Raw genomic sequence first — 19,275 nt, forward strand, 5'->3', positions numbered from 1 at the left:
CTACAATTATTATTTTCATCCATCTATTTTCCTATTTTCCCGAAACACGATGAAAGATACGCCGTACTTTTTACTTATCTTTCTCAAATATAAGCAAAACTCAGAATTGTTCACGTATACTGAGTGTTGATTATTTATCTGTTTTATAAGGGAGGGGTTGGGATGAAGACATTTTGGCGGAAATTTGCTAAGTTCATACTCATTTCATTAACGATATTAATCAGTAGTTCTTTACTGATTGTTGCGGGGATTTGGGGCTATCATCAATATAAAGATTACAAACTTGGAAAATATTTAAAAGCTTTACCAATCGATTCGGCCATTTCTACTCAAACGATGGTTGAACTACATGGAGATAAAACAATCGGGAATATGTCGATTAAAGAAAAAGTCAAAGCAGGATTGAATCCTTATCGTACAGATACGTCCGGAAATGGGATTTCCGATTGGGATGCGATCCATACATATCATTTAGATCCAAAAAAATACTCAACTTCCGATGATGGTATTAGTGATTTAGCTAAAATTAAGGAAGGACTGGATCCGAACGAAAAAATAGATAAAAAAACGATAAATGAGTTTAGTATAGAAAACCATGAATTGGATGTTGCGCTTCATACAACTGATTTAAACGCCAAATATCATACATTCATTGAAACATATGAGCATCCCACGCTTGATGAAATTTATCAACCTGTTCGGCAGCCTGTACAATTTTTAAATTACAGTGGTGAAGTGGAATTAGCGTTACCGGAAGAGATAGAAAACCAGGATCAGTTAAAAGCATTTTATTTTGATTTTACTAAGGAAGATTTTGTAGAAATAAAACAGCAGCATATAAAGGAAGATGCAATCATTGCAACGATCAATGATTCATATCCTGTTTATATCCTCAATCCAGACACATATGAACGAATTGAGAAATATTATTATTTCCGCGTTTCCGGTTTTCAATTTAGCCGTGCAATTTTAGGATTTGATCATAAAGTATTTATTTTTAAGCGCTCATGGCGAGATAGCGATCAGTTTGTAGAAGATAAATATGAAGATGAGGAATACGGAATTACGGAGTTATCGATTGGGAAAATCGGTGTAATATCTGCCGCTTTCCTAGATAAAGTATTTGCTTTATTGGATAAAATTTTCCAACCATTGGAACAAACAGATGGTGAGTTGCTTGCACGTGCACTGCTCGACTATGGAACCGTGATGGGGACACCAGAATATGTGAAGAAGTATTCGATGCCTTGGATATTCGATGATGAATTTAATCAAGAGCATGTTTATTCTTCCAAAGTGATTGATACTGGATTCCTTGCGAATACGAATGCTTTTAGATTTGGTAATTTGTTAACCCCGATTGGGGATGGAGGAATTTGCGCGGGAATCGTGCGGGTAATTGAACGGGTCTTTAATGGCGAAGCGATTGAAGAGGAATTAGCATATCAACCAGAAACAGTGAAATCCTGGTTACGGGAAGTGCTCTTAGATTCTGATTATACAAATTTGTCATATGACTTGACACCACAATTGGATCAATATCCATTTTTGGAAAATAAATATTTATATGCTTATCACTTTAAAGATGAGCAAATTTCATACCTCGGAGTAGAAAAATATATTGATAACATCACGATTAATCCTGAGACTATAATAGAGCCGGATCGTACATTAGTAAAAATGTTAGAAACACAATGGATCTATGCCAATGAAGTGATCAATTATAAAACGAAGCCATATGATTCTTCCAAACTATCGATCATCGATCAGATTGAACAAACGTTATCCAATGGGCAAACGATCTATGCTTCTTTACACCAAGAAGCGGGCGGCCATGCCGTCAATGTATATAAAATGGAATATGATGAATTTGATCAGAACCTCATTCGTTTATATGTATATGATTCTAATTTTCCGTATGGGCGATTAAAACAGGAGAAGAAAAAGGAACTTTTCATGAATATTTATAAGCGAAAAAAAGCGACGCTTGACGGAGTAGAAGAGTATTTCGAATTCGATTACACACCATTCCCAAGTCAGCGTGCAAACTATTCTTATAATAATGTAGAAAACAATCATGAAATTCGCTTTTTTGTAAATGATCAAGCTCTTAAAGGAAATTGAAACATCGAAGTCAGATATTAAGTGTACCTTGGTAAATTAGCAAGGTGTTTCATACGTCACAATGGCGATGAAGCACCTTTTTCCGTACACGAATGTAATATATAGTTTACATATAGTAATGTATATGTTACATTATAGATGGAGGTTAACCGATGAAAAATCACGTGAAAATTGCCAGGGTAAAAGCGAATTTGACCCAACAACAGCTAGCTGATGCAGTTGGAATTACACGCCAAACCGTTAGTTTGATTGAAAAAGGAAAGTATAATCCTTCCTTAAAGCTTTGTTTACACATTTGCTATGCTGTACATGCCAAATTAGATGAAATTTTTTGGGTGGAAAAGGAGGAGTTTGATGAAAAAAATTAGAGATGAAAGACTGAATTTGAAAAATTTGCAGCATGTAAGAATGACGTATGTCATTCAAACGATCGGAATTGTATGTATTCTTGGTTACAACTTTATTCAAGGTGGAGTAGAGGAGATGCGTGCGAATCCACTTTGGATCGTATTCATGTTATCGACGGTCGTTTATTTGTATTTAACGATGAGCGTCAGCGTGGAACATGAAAAAGAAATAAAAAACCCGAAAAAGTCATTTGCAATCAGTTTAATTGTATTGATGATCATTGTTGGAGCAGTTGCTTATCTTACTTCAATAACTCCAAACTTCGGCTGGGTAGACGGACTATTAATGGGAGCGATTATTTTCATCTGTGGTCTCATACCTGTATATTATGTGTATCGTTTAAGAATGAAGCAGGCGGAAAGTTTTGATGATGAATAATTTTCATCATGATAACAAGGAAGATCTCAATGGAGGTCTTCCTAGCTAAAAATGAATGAAATAAGGATAAAACCGATAATGGTGACAGCGAGAAGGATACCGGTACCTTTCCAGCCTAAACTACCGACCAAATCAGCAAGGCTTCCACTGTTTGCTCGAGTAAACGCATCGTTCAAACTTCCAGTAGGGTTTCTTTTTAATTCTTCTAATCTTAATCTATCTCTTCTTCTTTCTGGTGTTTCATTTTCATGCCTCATGATCACACCACCTATTTTCTTATAATTTTAACATATATGTATTTTCTTTAATATGTAAATTTCTTTGTAAGACAAAAGCCGATCATTCTCTATTAAGTACGATCGACTTTTGCAGACGGAGTACCAAATCTTTTGGCACTTCTAGCTTTCGCTCGTTCCGCTTCAACCTCACGATTTCGGGGAGCGGCATTTGTCACAAGGGAATCAAGTAAATTTTTCGTTATGCCAGCGACTTCCTCAATCGCTTGTTGAAAGGCTGCCTCATTCACCATCGATGGTTTTTGAAATCCGGATACTTTGCGGACATATTGGAGAGATGCAGCATAGATTTCGTCGTCCGTTGCGGGAGGATCAAAATTAAATAATGTTTTAATGTTTCGGCACATAGCAATTCCTCTTTCCTAACGTATTTTCTTCATTTTAGCATTCTTACAACGAGTAAATACAGTGATTGGTTGAAGGAATGTCGTGATGTTTAAGCGAATATGTTCATATGATGAAGTTGATTAAAAAGGGGGAAGAGTTGTGGCAGCTGTTAATGGCAAATATATTGAAGTAGATCCTGGTATCGAAGTTTTTGTGGAAGATATAGGAAGCGGTGAACCGATTGTATTTATTCCGGGGTGGACGTTTACAACCGAAGTTTTTGTGGAGCAAGTATCCCATTTCTCAAAAACAAATCGAGTCATCGTTATCGACCCAAGGAGTCATGGACGTTCAACCATTACCGTGCATGGGAATGATTATACGACACATGGAACGGATTTAATAAAAGTGATTGAGGCGCTCGAATTGAAGGAAGTTACACTAGTCGGTTGGTCATTTGGCTGTTTAACGATGTGGGAATACATTAGACAACGTGGGTTTGATCGGATTAAATCGTTGGTTTTTGTTGATTTATCGCCAAAACCATTGTCAAACGACCATGAGCATGATTGGGTGGAAGGACCACTTGACGACATTGCAACTGCTTATACCATTTATTTGCAAAGTCCAGAAAAACAAAGAGAATTCATTGCCGCCTATGCGAAGGATGTAATGGTTCAGCGCGAATTAGAAGCGCAGGAGGTAAACTGGCTCGTTGAACAATCATTAAAAACCCCATATTATATTGCGGCTAATTTATTCTCATCCGGCATGTTTTCTGATTACCGAGAAGAAGCTAAGCTTGCAAGTGAAACTGTGCCGACTTTAACCATTATTGCTGAACATTGGTCAGAGCAGGCAAGGGCGTTTACAGAAAAACTTACCCCACAAACATCTGTGGAAGTGCTTGGCGGGCATTTAATGTTTTGGGAACATAGTGAGAAGTTTAATCAAATCCTTGATCAGTTTATTACAAACCAAAAATGAATCAACTCCCACCGGAGAAACGAATGCCGGTGGGGCTTCTTTTTTTGTGCTTGACAAACGAATCATCTAGCGGTAATATTTTCCTTCTGATTAATTTGCAAAGGAGGGGATGAACGGTGATTACAATCAAAAATATCAATAAATCATTTAAGGTCGCACAGCGCTCAACAGGATTAACGAATTCGCTGAAAGCGCTCTTTTATCGTGAACATTCGATTGTGCACGCTTTACAAGACATCTCGTTTTCGATCGAACCGGGAGAAATTGTCGGATATATTGGACCCAATGGGGCAGGTAAGTCAACAACGATCAAAATCATGAGCGGTATTTTGGTTCCGGATAGTGGAACCTGCACGATTATGGATTATACGCCCTGGAAGGAGAGAGTATCATACGTAAAACATATAGGTGTCGTCTTTGGTCAACGTTCACAACTGTGGTGGGATGTTCCTGTCATCGACTCATTTTCGCTTCTTCGAGATATTTATAAAATTCCTCCACATGAGTATAAAGCTAATTTGAATTTATTGATCGAGACACTTCATTTACAAGAAATTATTTATACCCCAGTCAGACAATTAAGCTTAGGACAGAGGATGCGCTGTGAAATCGCGGCATCATTATTACATAGCCCGAGTATTTTATTTCTTGATGAACCAACGATTGGACTGGATGCACAATCAAAAATCGCTGTACGCCAATTTATTCAAACGATTAATAAAGAGAAGGGAGTCACTGTTATTTTAACAACTCACGATATGAATGACATTGAAGCGTTAGCCGATCGAGTGATTTTAATTGGAAAAGGGAGCGTATTGTATGATGGTAAACTTGAGGAATTACGGGGGAAATATGGGGCGCATAAGGTCGTTACAATCGATTATCAAGGAAATAATCAGCCTTTAAACATGGATGGTGCAACCATTCTTTTTAAAACCTCGAAAAGAATGGTTTTAAGTGTGGATACAGAAAAGATCATGATGTCGCAAGTTCTCTCTCAACTATCGAATCAAATGGAATTGATCGATATTTCGATCGAAGCACAGCCGATCGAAGAAATGATGATCCAATTATACAAGGAGCATCAACTATGAATCCATATGTTTCTGTACTAAAATTGCGACTTTCAAATGGGATGCAATATCGGGCAGCAGCAATTGCCGGAGTAGCGACACAGTTTTTCTGGGGATTTATGTATATTATGATCTTCGAAGCATTTTATCAACATGCGATCCAAAGCCCACCAATGTCAATGAAGGAATTGATTACCTATATTTGGCTGCAGCAAGCCTTATTTGTTTTTGTCATGCTTTGGTTTCGGGATAATGAATTGTTTGATCTGATCACGAGCGGAAATATCGCTTACGAGCTTTGTCGTCCTTGTGGCATCTATGAATTTTGGTATGCCAAATTAGTTGCCCAACGTTTGTCTAGTGCGATTTTACGCTGTTTTCCGATTTTGATCGTCGCTTTTTTATTACCGCAACCATATCGGATGACATTGCCGCCAAGTTTCATCACCTTTCTATTATTTTTATTATCTACCACTTTCGCATTACTTTTATTAGTTTCGATTTCTATGTTTATTTACATCTCCGTCTTTTATACAATGTCACCGATTGGCTCATTATTAATGTTCGCGGTAGTTGGAGAGTTTTTTTCAGGATTGACGATACCAATTCCATTTATGCCGAGCTGGCTCCAACAGATCGCTTACATGCTTCCATTTCGATTAACGGCTGATTTTCCATTTCGCGTCTACTCTGGACATATTCCGATCAATGAAGCATTAATAGGTATCAGCGTGCAAATCGTTTGGATCGTTGTGCTTATTGTAGTCGGCAAATTTGCTTTTCATAAAGCATTACAAAAAATCGTTGTACAAGGAGGGTGATGGCGCATGAGCCTATACTTTAAATATTTGCAAATTTTATTTAAATCGCAAATGCAATATCGCACATCCTTTTTACTTTTATCATTTGGGCAATTTTTTGTTCCATTTTCGGTTTTTGCCGGGTTATACTTTTTATTTGAACGTTTTGGCCAAATTAAAGGGTGGTCCTTTTTTGAAGTAGCGCTTTGCTTTGCTGTCATTCATATGGCATTTGCGATCAGTGAATGCTTTGCACGCGGATTTGATACGTTTTCAAGTCTAGTGAAAAATGGAAACTTTGATCGATTGCTCGTTCGCCCTAGAAATACAGTGATTCAAGTGATGGGCTCTCAATTTGAGTTTACGAGAATCGGCAGACTTATCCAAAGTGTGATTGTTCTTGTTTGGGCGGTTAGTCAATTAAATATTGAATGGAGTTTGATCAAATTCATCGTCCTATTATTGATGATCATTAGCGGTGTCTTTATATTCACAGGTATTTTCATTCTCGCCGCCACTCTTTGCTTTTGGACGATTCAAGGTTTAGAAGTCGTTAATATTTTTACTGACGGCGGAAGAGAAATGGCCCAATATCCGCTTAATATTTATCATAAATGGGTATCGAAGTTTTTTACATTCGTTTTACCATTCGGCTGTGTAAATTATTTGCCATTATTATACTTGCTTGATAAAAACGAAGGGAATGCGATTCTTTATATAGTAGCACCGGTCGCAGGCATCTTATTTATTTTTCCGTGTTTGCTTATTTGGAAAATAGGAGTAGGACATTACCGATCGACGGGATCATGAGGAGGAGTTAATAGCGAAATGATCATTGGTCTGTCATCGTATCTTTATATGAGTTTGAAATTTAACACTGAAGTAGCTTCAGGTAAGTCTTTCTTTATTAAATGAATTTTGGTATTATTAAGTAAATTATTCTAATTCTGTATGTGACTGGCGAATAAGTGGAATGAACCACGGTGGAGCATACAGTTAAATAGACCGTTCGCCTGGGGAAGTATGTGTATGGACTCGTTTATGGAGTGACATGCATATACTTTTTTGTGTTTTTTACACTAAAAAGTAGAATGGAGGAATTTCAAATTGACAAAGATTTTAAGAGCAAAAATAATTGCTGATCAATTGTATGATCAATTGAGAAACAGAGTTAAAAAAATGAAATTGCATGGTATACAGCCGCGTTTATCCACAATTTTAGTTGAAGGAGATCCGGCATCTTTCCACTATGCCAAGGCGAAACAAAAAATAGCCAAGAAACTCGATATATTATATGATCTTCATACTTTTAGCGTAGGGGTAGGAGAGGAGGAGCTATTTAAACTGATTTCTAATTTGAATAATGATTCTCAAGTTCATGGTATTATGCTTGAACTGCCATTACCTAGGCATTTAGCCTCTTTAACGATTGAAAAGAATATTATTGCAAAAAAGGATATTGATGGTGTATCACCAACAAATCAATTAGCGGCTTTTACTGGGAAGACAGGTCTTTATCCCGCAACACCTCAGGCTTGTATCAGATTACTTAAATATTATGGCTATAATCTACAAGGTAAAAATGTTCTATTAATAGGGAGGGGACAGACAGTCGGGCTTCCACTTTTTCATATGCTTTTAAGAGAGAATGCTACTGTAACCGTTTGCCATTCATATACACCCAATCTTAAAGAACATATTCATTATGCAGATATTGTATTTGTGGCAGTTGGTCGTCCTCATTTAATCAAAAGAGACATGATTCATTCCAACTTAATCATTATTGATGCGGGCATCAATGAAGATGCTGAAGGGAAAATGGTTGGGGATGTATCCAGTGACGTAGACAATCAAGTGTTAGCGATGTCACCTGTTCCTGGTGGAGTGGGTTCATTAACAACAGCTATACTATTTGAAAACTTATTAAATACAATTGAATTACAATCAAAGTTTGAGGAGGATGTCGATCAATGACGTCAGTTACTTGGGATCATTCCATTCGAACGTTAATTCAACAAGCCGCAAGCTCACAGCCAACTCCAGGAGGAGGAAGTATTTCAGCTCTAACTGCAACGCTTGGAGCGACAATGACTTCTATGGTCGGAAGCCTTTCTAAAGGAGAGAAATTTGAGGAAATTTGTAAGCAATCTTCCAGTCTCGTTGAAAAAATGAAAGATATAATTACCAGTTGTGAAGAATTATTTTTTGCAGATATAAACGCCTTTGAAAAATATATGAACGCGTTAAGACTTCCATCTTCCACAGATGTGGAGAAAGAAAACCGAGAACAATCCCTTCAAATAGCGATTGTTCAGGCAATTGAGGTGCCTATTAAACTTATGAAAGTTTGCCAAGAGGGGTTGCAGAATACATATCGTATAGTGGAATTAGCAAATAAAAATGTCATTTCCGACTTAGGTATAGGTGCGATTCTATTTGAGGCAGCTGCTCATTCCGCATTCCTGACAGTAGAGATGAATCTTTCTACATTAAAGGAAATAGATTTAAAACAACGATATACGAAGCAAACTTCCATATTAATTAAGGAGATCGAAGAGCTTAAAGAAAGTACGCTAAAAATGGTTCATCATAGAATAATTTTATTTTGATAGAAGCAATTCCGCTAATAAATCGAAAAGAATTAATAGAGGGGGAGCGTTTCAATGACAAAAACGATTTATCTCATCCGGCACTGTGAAGCAGAGGGACAGGCGCCATCAGCAAATTTGACCGCAAAAGGCAATGAGCAAGCAAGACAACTAGCCGGTTTTTTCTCAAATATACAAATCAATCGGATCATTTCGAGCCCGTTTACAAGAGCGGTCGATTCGATTCATCCGTTAGCGAATAAACTATCCTTAAATATAGAAGCGGATGATCGTTTGTGTGAACGGATATTAAGTGAAGGCGATTTGCCAGATTGGCAGTTGAGGCTAGAAGCGACTTTTCAACATTTTCAACTGAAATATGAGGGAGGAGAGTCAAGCGAGGAAGCTACACATCGAATCTTGAATGTGGTGAACGAGATATTAGAAAATGAACCAACGATCATCGTCACACATGGCAATATCATGGCTTTGCTTATCCACTATTATCAAGCAAATTTCGGGTTTGCTGGTTGGAAAAGCTTAACTAATCCGGATATTTATCTTTTGAACATTGATTCCCAACAATCGAAAATTCAACGAATCATGCCCCCAATTATATAACAATTGAGGGCTTTTTTTAATAAGATTATACGGAAGTCCCTTTACGATAGACGATCAGATTCAATGAATTTAATATGATCGTAACGATGAGAAGAACGGTTGCGGCGAACACGACAGCACCAGTAATATCCATAAGAGCAGACCAATCTTCAATCTTGACGAGATGATAGTGATAGAAAATCTGGAAGCATAGCGAAATCGCACAAGCGCTGATGCTTATGATGGAAAAAGCAGCCCAATTCTTGTTGTCATTCTTTTTATAATGAATAAGATTTACAAGCGGAAGTGTCCAAGCAATCAGTCCTAGCACAAGGCTCCCAAGATTAAGTAAACCAATCATTTACAAACCTCCTTTATATTTTTCAACGAACAGTTACATCGCACTTTGATCTTTCTTTTCAATGACCTTGATTGGCCGACGTTCCCAGGAAAAACAATTTTCTAAAATTAATGCAAGCATGATTCCGACTAAGAGTCCGCTGCTCAATAAAGGACGAATCAAACTTGGAATCGATTCAAAATAAGCCGGAGGGAGCGTCATAATAATAATTCCGACAAATAGCGGGATGGCTGAACGATAAATATTCGTCGTATTAAGCTCAATCTGCCGGAAAAATTGAAAGGAGGAATGCAGTAATTGCAAATAAGCGACAAATAAAACTGCGCTGCCAACACTTAATGGCAAGGTTGAAAAGAAATGACCAACAGGCGGAATCATTCCCATTAAAACAAATAGAAAGCCACCAAGAATGAGCGGGAGCCTTTCAATAATTCGAGATTGACTTAAGAAACCGATCGACGCCACATAAGGTGCATAAGGAACCATACCGAACAGTCCAGCAATTATCACAAATACACCGCTAATCGTAATCGCGCGTCGGTATTGATGTTTCGATGTTTTTACATGATACATCGCTTCTGTCCCTTTTAATGCGCCAAAGGTATTGGCTAAGTTTAATAAACCAGTAAAAATGGCAGTAAGAATAATCCCGATATTCCAAGCAGGTGAACCGAGAGGAAATAGGGGAATCTTTGCACCCGTCAATTCCTGCGTAGCGGCTTTTGGGTCAAAGATCAAGACGAATAACAGCCAACCGACGATAATTCCAACTAATAAAGCGTAGCGGCTTAGTTTCGGTGGTGCCTTAATACTAAAAATAATGACGATGGCAGTGATGACAACCGATAAGAAAAAAATCGGAAGATCAATCTGCGCCGTATCTGTTTGACCGCCAAAAGGAATTCCGAGCATTCCTTTTAAGAAAATAGAAATTAATTGGCAGCCAAATAAAAACATGAAGACGCCCATAACCCCTGCACTAAAAAGTTTAGATATGTATTGGCCAACACCACTTAACCCAATGATGATCGTAATCATACCAGAGAGGATGACGCCAACAGCCAAACTTCCCCCTAACGTACTTAAGGAGATGCCTTGCGCGGAAGCGGAGTAACATAGGCTTAAAATTACACCCCACCAAAGCCCGGATTGGCCTTCCATAACCGCTCGTTTATGCCCGAGCACTGTTTGAATAATACAAGCCAATCCAGTTACAAAAAAAGATAGCTGAATGAGAACGACGATTTGTCCTTGAGATAATTGAAACGCAGCTCCAACCGTAATTGGGATCACGACCGTATTTGTGAAAATAAAGAAAAGCCATTGTAAGCCCGCAATCCAGTTGTTTATTTTTAATAATTCAGACATAGAAACCCCCAATCCTCGAATTTACATACATTCAGAAAAATCTGTTACGCATTATGATGATTGTAAAAACAAATAAATCACGAAGTCAAGGATATCTTAGTAATTGGGTGATTTTCTGCATATTTTCCGAACACCATAAACAGATAGTAACAACACCGGAAGGAAAATACCATAAGTACTATCAAAAAGGATCCAATAACGATCGATAAAATCCTCTAAATAACTTTCGTTTGGAGAAATGACAAAGGCGCAAGCAATTAATAACATTCCAAGAGGAAAGGATAAGAATCGGTAGTCCTTTATTTTGCACAATTCTGCTAAGCCTCTATGAACACCATAGAGAAAAATGATGATTTTAAAATAAATCGTAATGAGCCATAAAAGAGTAAGGACTCCTTCTATTCTTTGAAAAAAATGACCGATGCTAATTTTTTGTGCGAGCTCATACGTAGGGTACACTTGTCTTGCTGTTAATACATGTCCTTGGATAAGGAGACATAAAAGAACGATCAATAGTAAAATAATTGCTCCGAGCAAAGAACCTATTAAAAGGCTGCGTTTGATTTTAAGGGATTTCTTCAAATGAGGAAAGATCATTAAGAACACAATAAGTTCCACAAAGATATAAGACGTTGTTCTAAATGCACCGGACATAATCGGTCTTACTCCGTTTTCATAGACCGGTAAGATTTTTCCAAAATCGATCCCCGGCAATGAGGCAAATAATAGTATGAGAAAAAATACCATAAACCATGGGAAGAGAATCTCAGCTGTACGTGCGATCGTTTCAATACCTAGGCGTATGCCCATTATAATTATGCCAATGAACAAGATTTGGATGACTTGTATCGGTGTCTCGATCAATAAATTCATTGTAATAAAGTTTCCTAATTCTCTAAGGTTTGTTGCTGCAGAAATGAAGAGATAACCTAAAAATAGAAGCGATACAGCCGCCCCAAGCCATTTCCCAAATATTCTCATATTCCATTCAACTAAAGACAGTGTTGGGTTAAGGTTTCCAATCGTCACATATAGGAAAATGATAAGTATTCCAAAAGCGAAACTTATTATAACTGACAACCATGCGTCTTGCTTTGCAATAAATGCAAGTGTGGTTGGCAATACGAGCAGGGCATCCCCAACAGAAAAAAGGAGTATTAAAATAGTCAATTGACGGATGCTAATATATTGCTTATTAAGCATATCCCATCGCCTTCCCTTATCACTAATAACGTCTCTTCAGTAAAAACGAAATCAAATAAAGTAAATAAGTCAGTTGATATGTAAAAAATCACTTAAAGGTTTGTATAAAAAGGCAATCCAATCAAGAGGATTAGGAAGCGTAAAATGTAAACTTATGGCAGAGTTTAATGTAAAAGCGAATAACAATAACATCGAAAATAACCAGCATTCTTTAATTTGTCTGTTTTTCCAAAGAGAAGGGAACTCGATGAAGAAAATAATAATGGTCGCTAGCAAAAATCCGAATACACTAAGCATCGACAGATGACTCCTTCACTTTGAAATAGGCTTTTTTATCAAACCTAATTGACGGATGTTCACTTTAGGAGTGATATCTACGTCTAGATTGGCAAAGTGGTTAGGCCAATCCTCTTTTAATTTTTTCCAAGTTTGCGGTTCGGACCTATATAACGCTTGACCGAAACCAAAAATATCTGAGTTATACTCTTCTTGCACCTTTTTAACTGTAAGGTGTAGTGAGTTTTTAAGTGTTTGCTCGGCCAGTTTTTCCAATTTTGTAATCGTTTCTGGTTCAGTTAGATCGAATGAGCAGCTAAATTCACCAATATTTACCTCTAATCGAGGCTTTACCTTAATGTGGGGTGTTCCAATTTTATCAACTGTTGCTTGAATGCGTGTGCTTGTCCGAATCACATCGAGTGCAAATTCCTTATCTTCATTAGGGCAAGGAATATTTTCTATCGTTCGTTTAACGTGATTTGTAATATAGTTATATCCAATACTTTCTTTATCATCCAACCAGCCGACTAATTTGCCACCATTAAAAACCGCTAATCCTGCATACTTAAGTTTCGTAGGGGATTCGATTGCCTCCGAATTTTGTCTCTTATTCCCCAATTCAGGATTTCCTAATAATTCAATTCCAGATAATACTGGATTATTTCCCTCATTTACCATATGTTCCATAAACTCATCGATTGTTACTGCTTTTGTAGATGACAACATTTTTTCACTCATGATAAGAGATTGGAATAATTTTTCAGCCGGTACTTTTTCTAAAGACATTAACACCTTTAAGGTGTCTTTCGCACTAACATTTTTGGCAATAATAACTAAAAAGTCTGTGCGAAGACTATAATCCCGGTACATAAAATCGAGTTCATCTGAAAGCCCCTCTTTTGCAAAATCCTCACTAATAACAAGGACACGAAGGTGTGAGATATACGCTTTTCGTGAGTTACCCAAGGATATTTTACGCAAGGCTTCATAGATCGTGCTTCCAGTTGCTTCGGTTAGAAAAACAGGAGATAGCCCACTAGAAGTCCCTTCTTTTGTACTAACCTCATTCGGGTTTACAATTTGTGCACTCAGATGATACACATTATCTTTTTTATCAATCCCTATACCTGCGACAACAGAAATATCGTTTAACTCTTGATTGCTCCAACAACTACTGAGTAGTGGCGTACAAAGAAAAAGAATAAGTATGGAATGAAACTTGCAGCGCATAATGAGAATCTCCTTCCAATCTGCTAACGCACATATCCTATTTTGGTGGCCTTGGTGCGGGGGTTTGCTCACGAACACGATTGTTTGTTAATGGTTTCGGTCGAGTCGATAACGCCCAATGGGGCAAACGAATAAGTGTGTCCCGCTGTTCATCTAATGAGATAGGGGCAAATGAACTCATATATGGAACACCAAAAGATCGTAAGCTAGATAAATGTAAAACAAGAGCAATAACCCCTACAAAGATGCCAAATAAACCATAGAAGGAAGCTAAACCGATCATAGGGAAACGCAGTAAGCGAACTGAAATAGACATATTTGGTGCCGGTAAAACAAAGGAAGAGATCGCCGTAATAGAAACAACGATGATTAAAAAGGCAGATACAATTCCTGCTTGAACAGCAGCTTGCCCGATTACCAATGTACCAACGATTGTAATTGCTGAACCAACTGCTCTTGGCATTCGAATACCTGCCTCTCGTAAAATCTCAAAAGCTATCTCCATGAGAAGAACTTCAACAAAGGCTGGAAAAGGAACACCTTCCCGCTGTGCCAATAAACTAAATAATAAATTCGGCAAGATCATTTCATGATGAAAGGTTGTTAAAGCGATATATAAAGAGGGCACTAATAAAGCGATTAAGAAACAGCAAAAACGCAAAAACCTTAAGAAGGAGCTAATATCAGCTCGCTCATAATAATCCTCCGCCGCTTGAAAAAATTGCACAAATAGCGCTGGAGCTACGAGAACAAAAGGTGTACCATCAACGACAATAGCTACACGCCCTTCTAGCAGCAGACTAGCTACTACGTCTGGGCGTTCCGAATTGTAGATAGTAGGGAAGGGAGTGAGCGTATTATCTTGAATTAATTCCTCGATGTATCCACTTTCTAAAATAGAATCAATATCGATTTTCTCTAATCGTTCTCTTACTTCTTGAACAAGATCGTCTTTAGCAATTCCTTTAATATACATCAGTGCGACATTGGTTTTAGTGACACGCCCAATAACTTTATTTTCTAACCATAAATCGGGATCTTTTATTTTCCTTCGAATGAGAGCAGTATTCGTCCTCAAATTCTCTGAAAAGGCTTCCTTTGGTCCTCTTATTACGCTTTCACTTGACGATTCTGTTACACCACGATCTCTCCAACCTTTTAAACCGATAACAATGCCTTTCGTATATCCGTCTAATAAAAAAATAACATTCCCAGATAATAAATAAGTAAAGAGAGAATCGAAATCATTGACATCTTGGATCTCTCCAACCGTCAGTACAAAGCTTTTTAGATAATCTAATAGAGACGATTTTGAAAGCTTATTGCTCTCTAATTGTTCATCATTAAAGTCAAACATAAGCGTTTCCATAAAATGTTGGATCGATTTTGTATCAGTTAGTCCATCAGTATAAATAATCGCCGCTCTAATTTCTCCTTGTTTACCTAAATTGATTTCTCTAATAATAATATCTCCGCTGTTTCCTAATACTTTTTTCACATATTGAATGTTTGTTTCGAGACGAGTTTTAATTAAAATCTCTTTTCGAGAATCGTGATTGTTTTTTTCATTATAAGATCGTCTTTTTCCTATCATTTATATCACTCCATATTAAGAAGTAGTATGACCCATTATTTTCAATTTATGTTTTTATTAAAGGACATTGTGTCTTCTGTCATTTTTGCTATAATAAAAGGAAATGAATACATTAAAATGTTTTCTAGGGTTCCGCAATTTTTATTGGTCTGGACCGAGAGAAAACTCACAGCTTTGCTGTGTCACGGAAGGATAAAAGCCTGGGAGAACTGTATAACAGTGATCTCATGGCTTTTTTTATTTTTTTGGTCAAAATAAAATGAAGGAGTGTTGTAAATGAATACGACATGGGTAAAGGTGTTTGTTGCAGCGTTGTTTGAAGTGTTTTGGGTTATCGGGTTAAAACATGCAGATGATTTCTGGACTTGGGGAGGAACCGTGATTGCGATCATTATTAGCTTCTATTTAATGATTATGGCAGGGCGTGTACTGCCTGTTGGCACGGTGTATGCCGTTTTCGTTGGGATGGGGACAGCAGGTACGGTTATTTCTGAAATTATTTTCTTCGGAGAGCCTTTTCAGCTCGAGAAAATATTATTCATCCTGCTCTTGCTCATCGGCGTAATCGGTTTGAAAGTAGTAACAAAAGAGAAAGAAGGGGTGGATGCATAATGGCTTGGGCTTCTTTAATTTTTGCAGGACTTTTTGAAATGCTTGGTGTCATTATGATTAATAAATTCCATCATGACCGTAATTGGCAATCGATTGCTTTATTAATTGGATCATTTGCTATAAGTTTTCTATTGCTTGCCTATGCAATGGTAGATTTGCCAATGGGTACCGCATATGCCATTTGGACGGGTATCGGTGCCTCAGGTGGAGCAATTATGGGGATGCTACTTTATCATGAAGCAAAAAATTGGAAAAGAATTTTGTTTATCGCGATCATCATTGCGGCAGCGGTAGGACTCAAGCTCGTTTCTTAAAGCTTCTAAATATGGTAAGATAAGAGATATATTCGCTGATTTCGGGGGTGAAATCAAATGAACTCTCGTGTAACAACAAGAGAAAAAATCCTTGATTTACTGAAAAAAGAGGCACAGATGACCGTGGGGCAGCTGGCTTTAAACTTAAATATTACTGAAATGGCAGTAAGAAAACATCTGAATATACTTGATCGCGATGCTTTCATCCATGTATCAGAGGTGAAACAGCCGATGGGGCGTCCTGTTCAAGTTTTCTCATTAACAGAGAAAGCAGAGGAACTCTTTCCGAAAAATTATGAAAACCTAACAGTGGAATTCCTTCGAGATCTTGAAGAGCTTCAAGGTGAAGAAATGATCGACAAGCTTTTTGATATGAGAAGTAGACGACTCGTGCTTGAATACGATGGATTATTGAAAAATAAATCTAATCAAGAAAAAATAGAAACACTTAAACAGATCCAAAGTGAAAAAGGCTATATGGCGGATCTGATCAAAATCAATGATCAACAATTCGAGTTAATTGAATACAATTGTCCAATCTTAGAAGTATCGAAGAATTATAAACAAGCATGCAAATGTGAAACAAATATGTTTAAAGAAGTATTAAAGACTGATGCTGTTTCGCGCACAATTTGCAGAGCTGATGGAGAAAACCATTGCCGTTTTTTAATCTCGTTTGATGATCGATCTGACCGTTCGAGTTGAAATGAAATAGGTGATAAAGTGGACTATTGGAACGTAGTTGAAAACCCTACCGATAGTATTTATCGACAGTTAATTAAAGTATTATGCGCTAACTCTGATCAATTCTATTTTGTTACAAGGAAGGAATTAACATATAATCGAGAAATGCTTGATCAATTTCACGCTTACACGATCGAAACATACAAAACCAAGAAATGGGCTAATACAATAACGAAAGGCTCACCTGCAACTGTGTATGTAATAGAAGCCAATAGAGATACTTGTAAATTACTGCTACAACTATCTAATTCCTTATACGATTGGGTAGCACCAAATTTGCCGGAAGATTTAACATTTATAAAAAACAATTTTGTTTGGTTCACATGCACCACTCATGAGGAATTCGGAGGATTTACTATTCGTTCTGAGTATTATAGAAATTTAATTCATCAAATCGAAGGCTTAAAAATTGAAAAGGAAGAGTAATAACAAATGGAAACCATTTTACAATTGAGGTTTCCATTTCTATTATAAAAATATCAACATTTTAGAGAGTCTTAATGTTTAATAGGCAAGTTATTTGCTTTCTTTGTGCATTTTATTTTATGATCAATATATACTTTATAAACTATAAAGTATAAAAACTATTTAGGGGGATTAACATGGGGAAATTTACATTACCAGCTTTACCGTATGACTTTCAAGCACTGGAGCCTGTGATCGATCAACAAACAATGGAAATTCATCATGGCAAACATCATCAAACGTACGTAAATAACTTAAATGCAGCACTTGAAAATCATCAGGATTTACATAATCAATCTTTAGAAGAGCTACTCTCAAATATAGAAGCTTTACCAGAATCGATTCAAACAGCAGTGAGAAATAATGGGGGCGGCCATTTAAACCACTCATTATTTTGGGAACTTTTAGCTCCACCATCTGAAAATAATGTTCCAACGGGTACGATCGCAACAGCTATCGATGAAAGCTTTGGTAGTTTTGAAGCGTTTAAAGAGGCGTTTTCTAAAGCTGCGACAACAAGATTCGGCTCTGGTTGGGCATGGCTGATTGTGAACAAAGACAAAAAATTGGAGGTCACAAGCTCACCTAATCAAGATCACCCGATCATGGAAGGCAATGCGGCGATTTTAGGCTTAGATGTGTGGGAACATGCCTATTATTTAGCTTATCAAAACAGAAGACCTGACTATATTGCAAACTTTTTCAAAATCGTTAATTGGGAAGCTGTAAACAAAAATTACGAAAAGGCTCTTAATAAATAACGATGGATAAAAGGATACGAGGCTTGCTAGCTTCTATCCTTTTATTATGATTAGCCAAAAGGAGCAACATTATGGACACAATCCAACAATATAAAGAAGTGATGGGCAATTATCCGACGGGCGTGACCGTTGTGACGACTTTTGATCAAGAACATAAACCAGTAGGGCTTACTGTAAATTCATTCGCATCTGTCTCATTAGACCCATTGCTCATTTTATGGTCAATTGATAAATCTGTTTCGACTTATGATACGTTTTTACAAACAGAAAAATTTGCGGTTAATATTTTGGCTGAGGATCAAGCGGATCTTTGTATGCTATTTGCAAGCAGGCTAGAGGATCGCTTTAGTCAATGTGATTGGAAGGAATCCGAATTTCAATTACCCATCCTTTCCAACACATTAGCGGTGCTGCAATGCCAAGTGTTTAAAAAAGTAGATGCGGGTGATCATACGATTTTCATTGGCGAAGTGAAGCATATTCACAACGAAGAGAAACAGCCGCTTTTATACCATAGAAGAAATGCGGGAGCAATCCCACAAGACTTTTACAAATGATTGCACAATTTGATGAGATGAAGAGTTCAAATAAAAATCCTCAAGGAAGTTTCTTCCCTTGAGGATTTTTTTACGGCTTAGAAATCCCATCAACGGCTTAGAAATCCCATCAACGGCTTAGAAATCCCATCAACGGCTTAGAAATCCCATCAACGGCTTAGAAATCCCATCAACGGCTTAGAAATCCCATCAACGGCTTAGAAATC

Annotated in this window: 24 protein-coding genes and 2 riboswitches; of the genes, 16 read left to right on the forward strand and 8 right to left on the reverse strand. The window is 37.3% G+C overall.

From position 1 onward, the window contains the following. Positions 1-162: 162 nt before the first annotated feature. The 3 genes from KHA95_RS18135 to KHA95_RS18145 all read left to right on the forward strand — a co-directional run bounded on the left by KHA95_RS18135 (position 163) and on the right by KHA95_RS18145 (position 2,910). Positions 163-2,124: a hypothetical protein gene (locus tag KHA95_RS18135; protein WP_213138964.1), complete on the forward strand. Its 1,962-nt coding sequence runs from the start codon at positions 163-165 to the stop codon at positions 2,122-2,124. Between the two features lie 152 nt (positions 2,125-2,276). Continuing rightward, a complete protein-coding gene (locus KHA95_RS18140; RefSeq protein ID WP_213138965.1) occupies positions 2,277-2,492 on the forward strand; it encodes a helix-turn-helix transcriptional regulator in 216 nt (71 codons plus the stop codon). Next, entirely contained in the window at positions 2,479-2,910 is a 432-nt protein-coding gene (locus KHA95_RS18145) for a hypothetical protein (RefSeq protein ID WP_213138966.1), read from the forward strand. Before KHA95_RS18140 ends, KHA95_RS18145 begins: the two co-directional genes overlap by 14 nt. Before the next feature lie 41 nt (positions 2,911-2,951). On the opposite strand, the gene KHA95_RS18150 is transcribed toward KHA95_RS18145, so the two are convergent. Further along, positions 2,952-3,167: a DUF6366 family protein gene (locus tag KHA95_RS18150; RefSeq protein WP_213138967.1), complete on the reverse strand. Its 216-nt coding sequence runs from the start codon at positions 3,165-3,167 to the stop codon at positions 2,952-2,954. A 92-nt stretch (positions 3,168-3,259) separates the two neighbouring features. Continuing rightward, positions 3,260-3,553: a DUF2277 domain-containing protein gene (locus KHA95_RS18155; protein WP_213138968.1), complete on the reverse strand. Its 294-nt coding sequence runs from the start codon at positions 3,551-3,553 to the stop codon at positions 3,260-3,262. A 139-nt stretch (positions 3,554-3,692) separates the two neighbouring features. Between KHA95_RS18155 and KHA95_RS18160 the strand changes: the two genes are divergently transcribed. The 7 genes from KHA95_RS18160 to KHA95_RS18190 all read left to right on the forward strand — a co-directional run bounded on the left by KHA95_RS18160 (position 3,693) and on the right by KHA95_RS18190 (position 9,602). Then, positions 3,693-4,520, forward strand: coding sequence for an alpha/beta fold hydrolase (locus KHA95_RS18160; protein ID WP_213138969.1), 828 nt, complete (start codon positions 3,693-3,695; stop codon positions 4,518-4,520). A 116-nt stretch (positions 4,521-4,636) separates the two neighbouring features. Beyond that, a complete protein-coding gene (locus KHA95_RS18165; RefSeq protein WP_213138970.1) occupies positions 4,637-5,614 on the forward strand; it encodes an ABC transporter ATP-binding protein in 978 nt (325 codons plus the stop codon). Further along, positions 5,611-6,414 carry an ABC transporter permease gene (locus tag KHA95_RS18170; protein ID WP_213138971.1) on the forward strand — a complete coding sequence of 268 codons (804 nt, stop codon included), beginning with the start codon at positions 5,611-5,613 and terminating at the stop codon, positions 6,412-6,414. The genes KHA95_RS18165 and KHA95_RS18170 overlap by 4 nt, the downstream gene beginning before the upstream one ends. Positions 6,415-6,420: 6 nt before the next feature. Beyond that, positions 6,421-7,203, forward strand: a complete 783-nt coding sequence (locus KHA95_RS18175; protein ID WP_213138972.1) for an ABC transporter permease — start codon at positions 6,421-6,423, stop codon at positions 7,201-7,203. A 133-nt stretch (positions 7,204-7,336) separates the two neighbouring features. Then, positions 7,337-7,419: riboswitch (ZMP/ZTP riboswitch) on the forward strand. A gap of 81 nt (positions 7,420-7,500) precedes the next feature. Next, positions 7,501-8,367, forward strand: a complete 867-nt coding sequence (locus KHA95_RS18180; RefSeq protein ID WP_213138973.1) for a bifunctional 5,10-methylenetetrahydrofolate dehydrogenase/5,10-methenyltetrahydrofolate cyclohydrolase — start codon at positions 7,501-7,503, stop codon at positions 8,365-8,367. Further along, a complete protein-coding gene (locus KHA95_RS18185) occupies positions 8,364-9,002 on the forward strand; it encodes a cyclodeaminase/cyclohydrolase family protein (RefSeq protein ID WP_213138974.1) in 639 nt (212 codons plus the stop codon). The genes KHA95_RS18180 and KHA95_RS18185 overlap by 4 nt, the downstream gene beginning before the upstream one ends. 54 nt (positions 9,003-9,056) lie before the next feature. Continuing rightward, the gene (locus tag KHA95_RS18190) at positions 9,057-9,602 is read left to right on the forward strand and encodes a histidine phosphatase family protein (protein ID WP_213138975.1); all 546 of its coding nucleotides are present in this window, start codon (positions 9,057-9,059) and stop codon (positions 9,600-9,602) included. 25 nt (positions 9,603-9,627) lie between these two features. Here the strand turns inward: KHA95_RS18190 and KHA95_RS18195 are convergent, their stop codons facing one another. From KHA95_RS18195 to KHA95_RS18220, 6 genes are all read right to left on the reverse strand, one after another. Continuing rightward, entirely contained in the window at positions 9,628-9,942 is a 315-nt protein-coding gene (locus KHA95_RS18195; protein WP_213138976.1) for a hypothetical protein, read from the reverse strand. 33 nt (positions 9,943-9,975) lie between these two features. Next, positions 9,976-11,310 carry a uracil/xanthine transporter gene (locus KHA95_RS18200; protein WP_213138977.1) on the reverse strand — a complete coding sequence of 445 codons (1,335 nt, stop codon included), beginning with the start codon at positions 11,308-11,310 and terminating at the stop codon, positions 9,976-9,978. A 96-nt stretch (positions 11,311-11,406) separates the two neighbouring features. After that, entirely contained in the window at positions 11,407-12,513 is a 1,107-nt protein-coding gene (locus KHA95_RS18205) for a GerAB/ArcD/ProY family transporter (RefSeq protein ID WP_213138978.1), read from the reverse strand. Positions 12,514-12,582: 69 nt separating this feature from the next. Continuing rightward, positions 12,583-12,810 (reverse strand): hypothetical protein, encoded by a 228-nt coding sequence (locus tag KHA95_RS18210; protein ID WP_213138979.1) that lies wholly within the window; start codon positions 12,808-12,810, stop codon positions 12,583-12,585. Between the two features lie 15 nt (positions 12,811-12,825). Continuing rightward, positions 12,826-14,022, reverse strand: coding sequence for a Ger(x)C family spore germination protein (locus tag KHA95_RS18215; protein ID WP_213138980.1), 1,197 nt, complete (start codon positions 14,020-14,022; stop codon positions 12,826-12,828). Positions 14,023-14,059: 37 nt separating this feature from the next. Beyond that, positions 14,060-15,616, reverse strand: a complete 1,557-nt coding sequence (locus KHA95_RS18220) for a spore germination protein (RefSeq protein WP_213138981.1) — start codon at positions 15,614-15,616, stop codon at positions 14,060-14,062. A gap of 113 nt (positions 15,617-15,729) precedes the next feature. After that, positions 15,730-15,825: riboswitch (guanidine-I (ykkC/yxkD leader) on the forward strand. Between the two features lie 67 nt (positions 15,826-15,892). Here KHA95_RS18220 and KHA95_RS18225 point away from each other — a divergent pair. The 6 genes from KHA95_RS18225 to KHA95_RS18250 all read left to right on the forward strand — a co-directional run bounded on the left by KHA95_RS18225 (position 15,893) and on the right by KHA95_RS18250 (position 19,069). Further along, on the forward strand, positions 15,893-16,228 hold the full coding sequence (locus tag KHA95_RS18225) for a DMT family transporter (RefSeq protein ID WP_213138982.1): 336 nt from the start codon (positions 15,893-15,895) through the stop codon (positions 16,226-16,228). Beyond that, positions 16,228-16,542 (forward strand): DMT family transporter, encoded by a 315-nt coding sequence (locus KHA95_RS18230; RefSeq protein ID WP_213138983.1) that lies wholly within the window; start codon positions 16,228-16,230, stop codon positions 16,540-16,542. The genes KHA95_RS18225 and KHA95_RS18230 overlap by 1 nt, the downstream gene beginning before the upstream one ends. A 57-nt stretch (positions 16,543-16,599) precedes the next feature. Continuing rightward, positions 16,600-17,247, forward strand: coding sequence for a helix-turn-helix transcriptional regulator (locus KHA95_RS18235; RefSeq protein ID WP_213138984.1), 648 nt, complete (start codon positions 16,600-16,602; stop codon positions 17,245-17,247). A gap of 18 nt (positions 17,248-17,265) precedes the next feature. Next, complete coding sequence (locus KHA95_RS18240; RefSeq protein WP_213138985.1) at positions 17,266-17,712, forward strand: hypothetical protein; 447 nt, start codon at positions 17,266-17,268, stop codon at positions 17,710-17,712. A 176-nt stretch (positions 17,713-17,888) separates the two neighbouring features. Then, the gene (locus KHA95_RS18245) at positions 17,889-18,512 is read left to right on the forward strand and encodes a superoxide dismutase (protein ID WP_213138986.1); all 624 of its coding nucleotides are present in this window, start codon (positions 17,889-17,891) and stop codon (positions 18,510-18,512) included. A 71-nt stretch (positions 18,513-18,583) separates the two neighbouring features. After that, the gene (locus KHA95_RS18250) at positions 18,584-19,069 is read left to right on the forward strand and encodes a flavin reductase family protein (RefSeq protein WP_213138987.1); all 486 of its coding nucleotides are present in this window, start codon (positions 18,584-18,586) and stop codon (positions 19,067-19,069) included. Positions 19,070-19,275: the final 206 nt, after the last annotated feature.

It is taken from the genome of Bacillus sp. FJAT-50079 (genome assembly GCF_018343515.1).
In the GTDB taxonomy this organism is placed as follows: Bacteria; Bacillota; Bacilli; order Bacillales; family Bacillaceae_C; genus Lederbergia.

Coding starts and splice junctions, on each gene's coding strand:
- KHA95_RS18135 (WP_213138964.1), top strand. CDS start 163: ATGAAGACATTTTGGCGGAAATTTGCTAAGTTCATACTCATTTCATTA.
- KHA95_RS18140 (WP_213138965.1), top strand. CDS start 2,277: ATGAAAAATCACGTGAAAATTGCCAGGGTAAAAGCGAATTTGACCCAA.
- KHA95_RS18145 (WP_213138966.1), top strand. CDS start 2,479: ATGAAAAAAATTAGAGATGAAAGACTGAATTTGAAAAATTTGCAGCAT.
- KHA95_RS18150 (WP_213138967.1), bottom strand. CDS start 3,167: ATGAGGCATGAAAATGAAACACCAGAAAGAAGAAGAGATAGATTAAGA.
- KHA95_RS18155 (WP_213138968.1), bottom strand. CDS start 3,553: ATGTGCCGAAACATTAAAACATTATTTAATTTTGATCCTCCCGCAACG.
- KHA95_RS18170 (WP_213138971.1), top strand. CDS start 5,611: ATGAATCCATATGTTTCTGTACTAAAATTGCGACTTTCAAATGGGATG.
- KHA95_RS18175 (WP_213138972.1), top strand. CDS start 6,421: ATGAGCCTATACTTTAAATATTTGCAAATTTTATTTAAATCGCAAATG.
- KHA95_RS18185 (WP_213138974.1), top strand. CDS start 8,364: ATGACGTCAGTTACTTGGGATCATTCCATTCGAACGTTAATTCAACAA.
- KHA95_RS18190 (WP_213138975.1), top strand. CDS start 9,057: ATGACAAAAACGATTTATCTCATCCGGCACTGTGAAGCAGAGGGACAG.
- KHA95_RS18195 (WP_213138976.1), bottom strand. CDS start 9,942: ATGATTGGTTTACTTAATCTTGGGAGCCTTGTGCTAGGACTGATTGCT.
- KHA95_RS18200 (WP_213138977.1), bottom strand. CDS start 11,310: ATGTCTGAATTATTAAAAATAAACAACTGGATTGCGGGCTTACAATGG.
- KHA95_RS18205 (WP_213138978.1), bottom strand. CDS start 12,513: ATGCTTAATAAGCAATATATTAGCATCCGTCAATTGACTATTTTAATA.
- KHA95_RS18210 (WP_213138979.1), bottom strand. CDS start 12,810: ATGCTTAGTGTATTCGGATTTTTGCTAGCGACCATTATTATTTTCTTC.
- KHA95_RS18215 (WP_213138980.1), bottom strand. CDS start 14,022: ATGCGCTGCAAGTTTCATTCCATACTTATTCTTTTTCTTTGTACGCCA.
- KHA95_RS18220 (WP_213138981.1), bottom strand. CDS start 15,616: ATGATAGGAAAAAGACGATCTTATAATGAAAAAAACAATCACGATTCT.
- KHA95_RS18225 (WP_213138982.1), top strand. CDS start 15,893: ATGAATACGACATGGGTAAAGGTGTTTGTTGCAGCGTTGTTTGAAGTG.
- KHA95_RS18230 (WP_213138983.1), top strand. CDS start 16,228: ATGGCTTGGGCTTCTTTAATTTTTGCAGGACTTTTTGAAATGCTTGGT.
- KHA95_RS18235 (WP_213138984.1), top strand. CDS start 16,600: ATGAACTCTCGTGTAACAACAAGAGAAAAAATCCTTGATTTACTGAAA.
- KHA95_RS18245 (WP_213138986.1), top strand. CDS start 17,889: ATGGGGAAATTTACATTACCAGCTTTACCGTATGACTTTCAAGCACTG.
- KHA95_RS18250 (WP_213138987.1), top strand. CDS start 18,584: ATGGACACAATCCAACAATATAAAGAAGTGATGGGCAATTATCCGACG.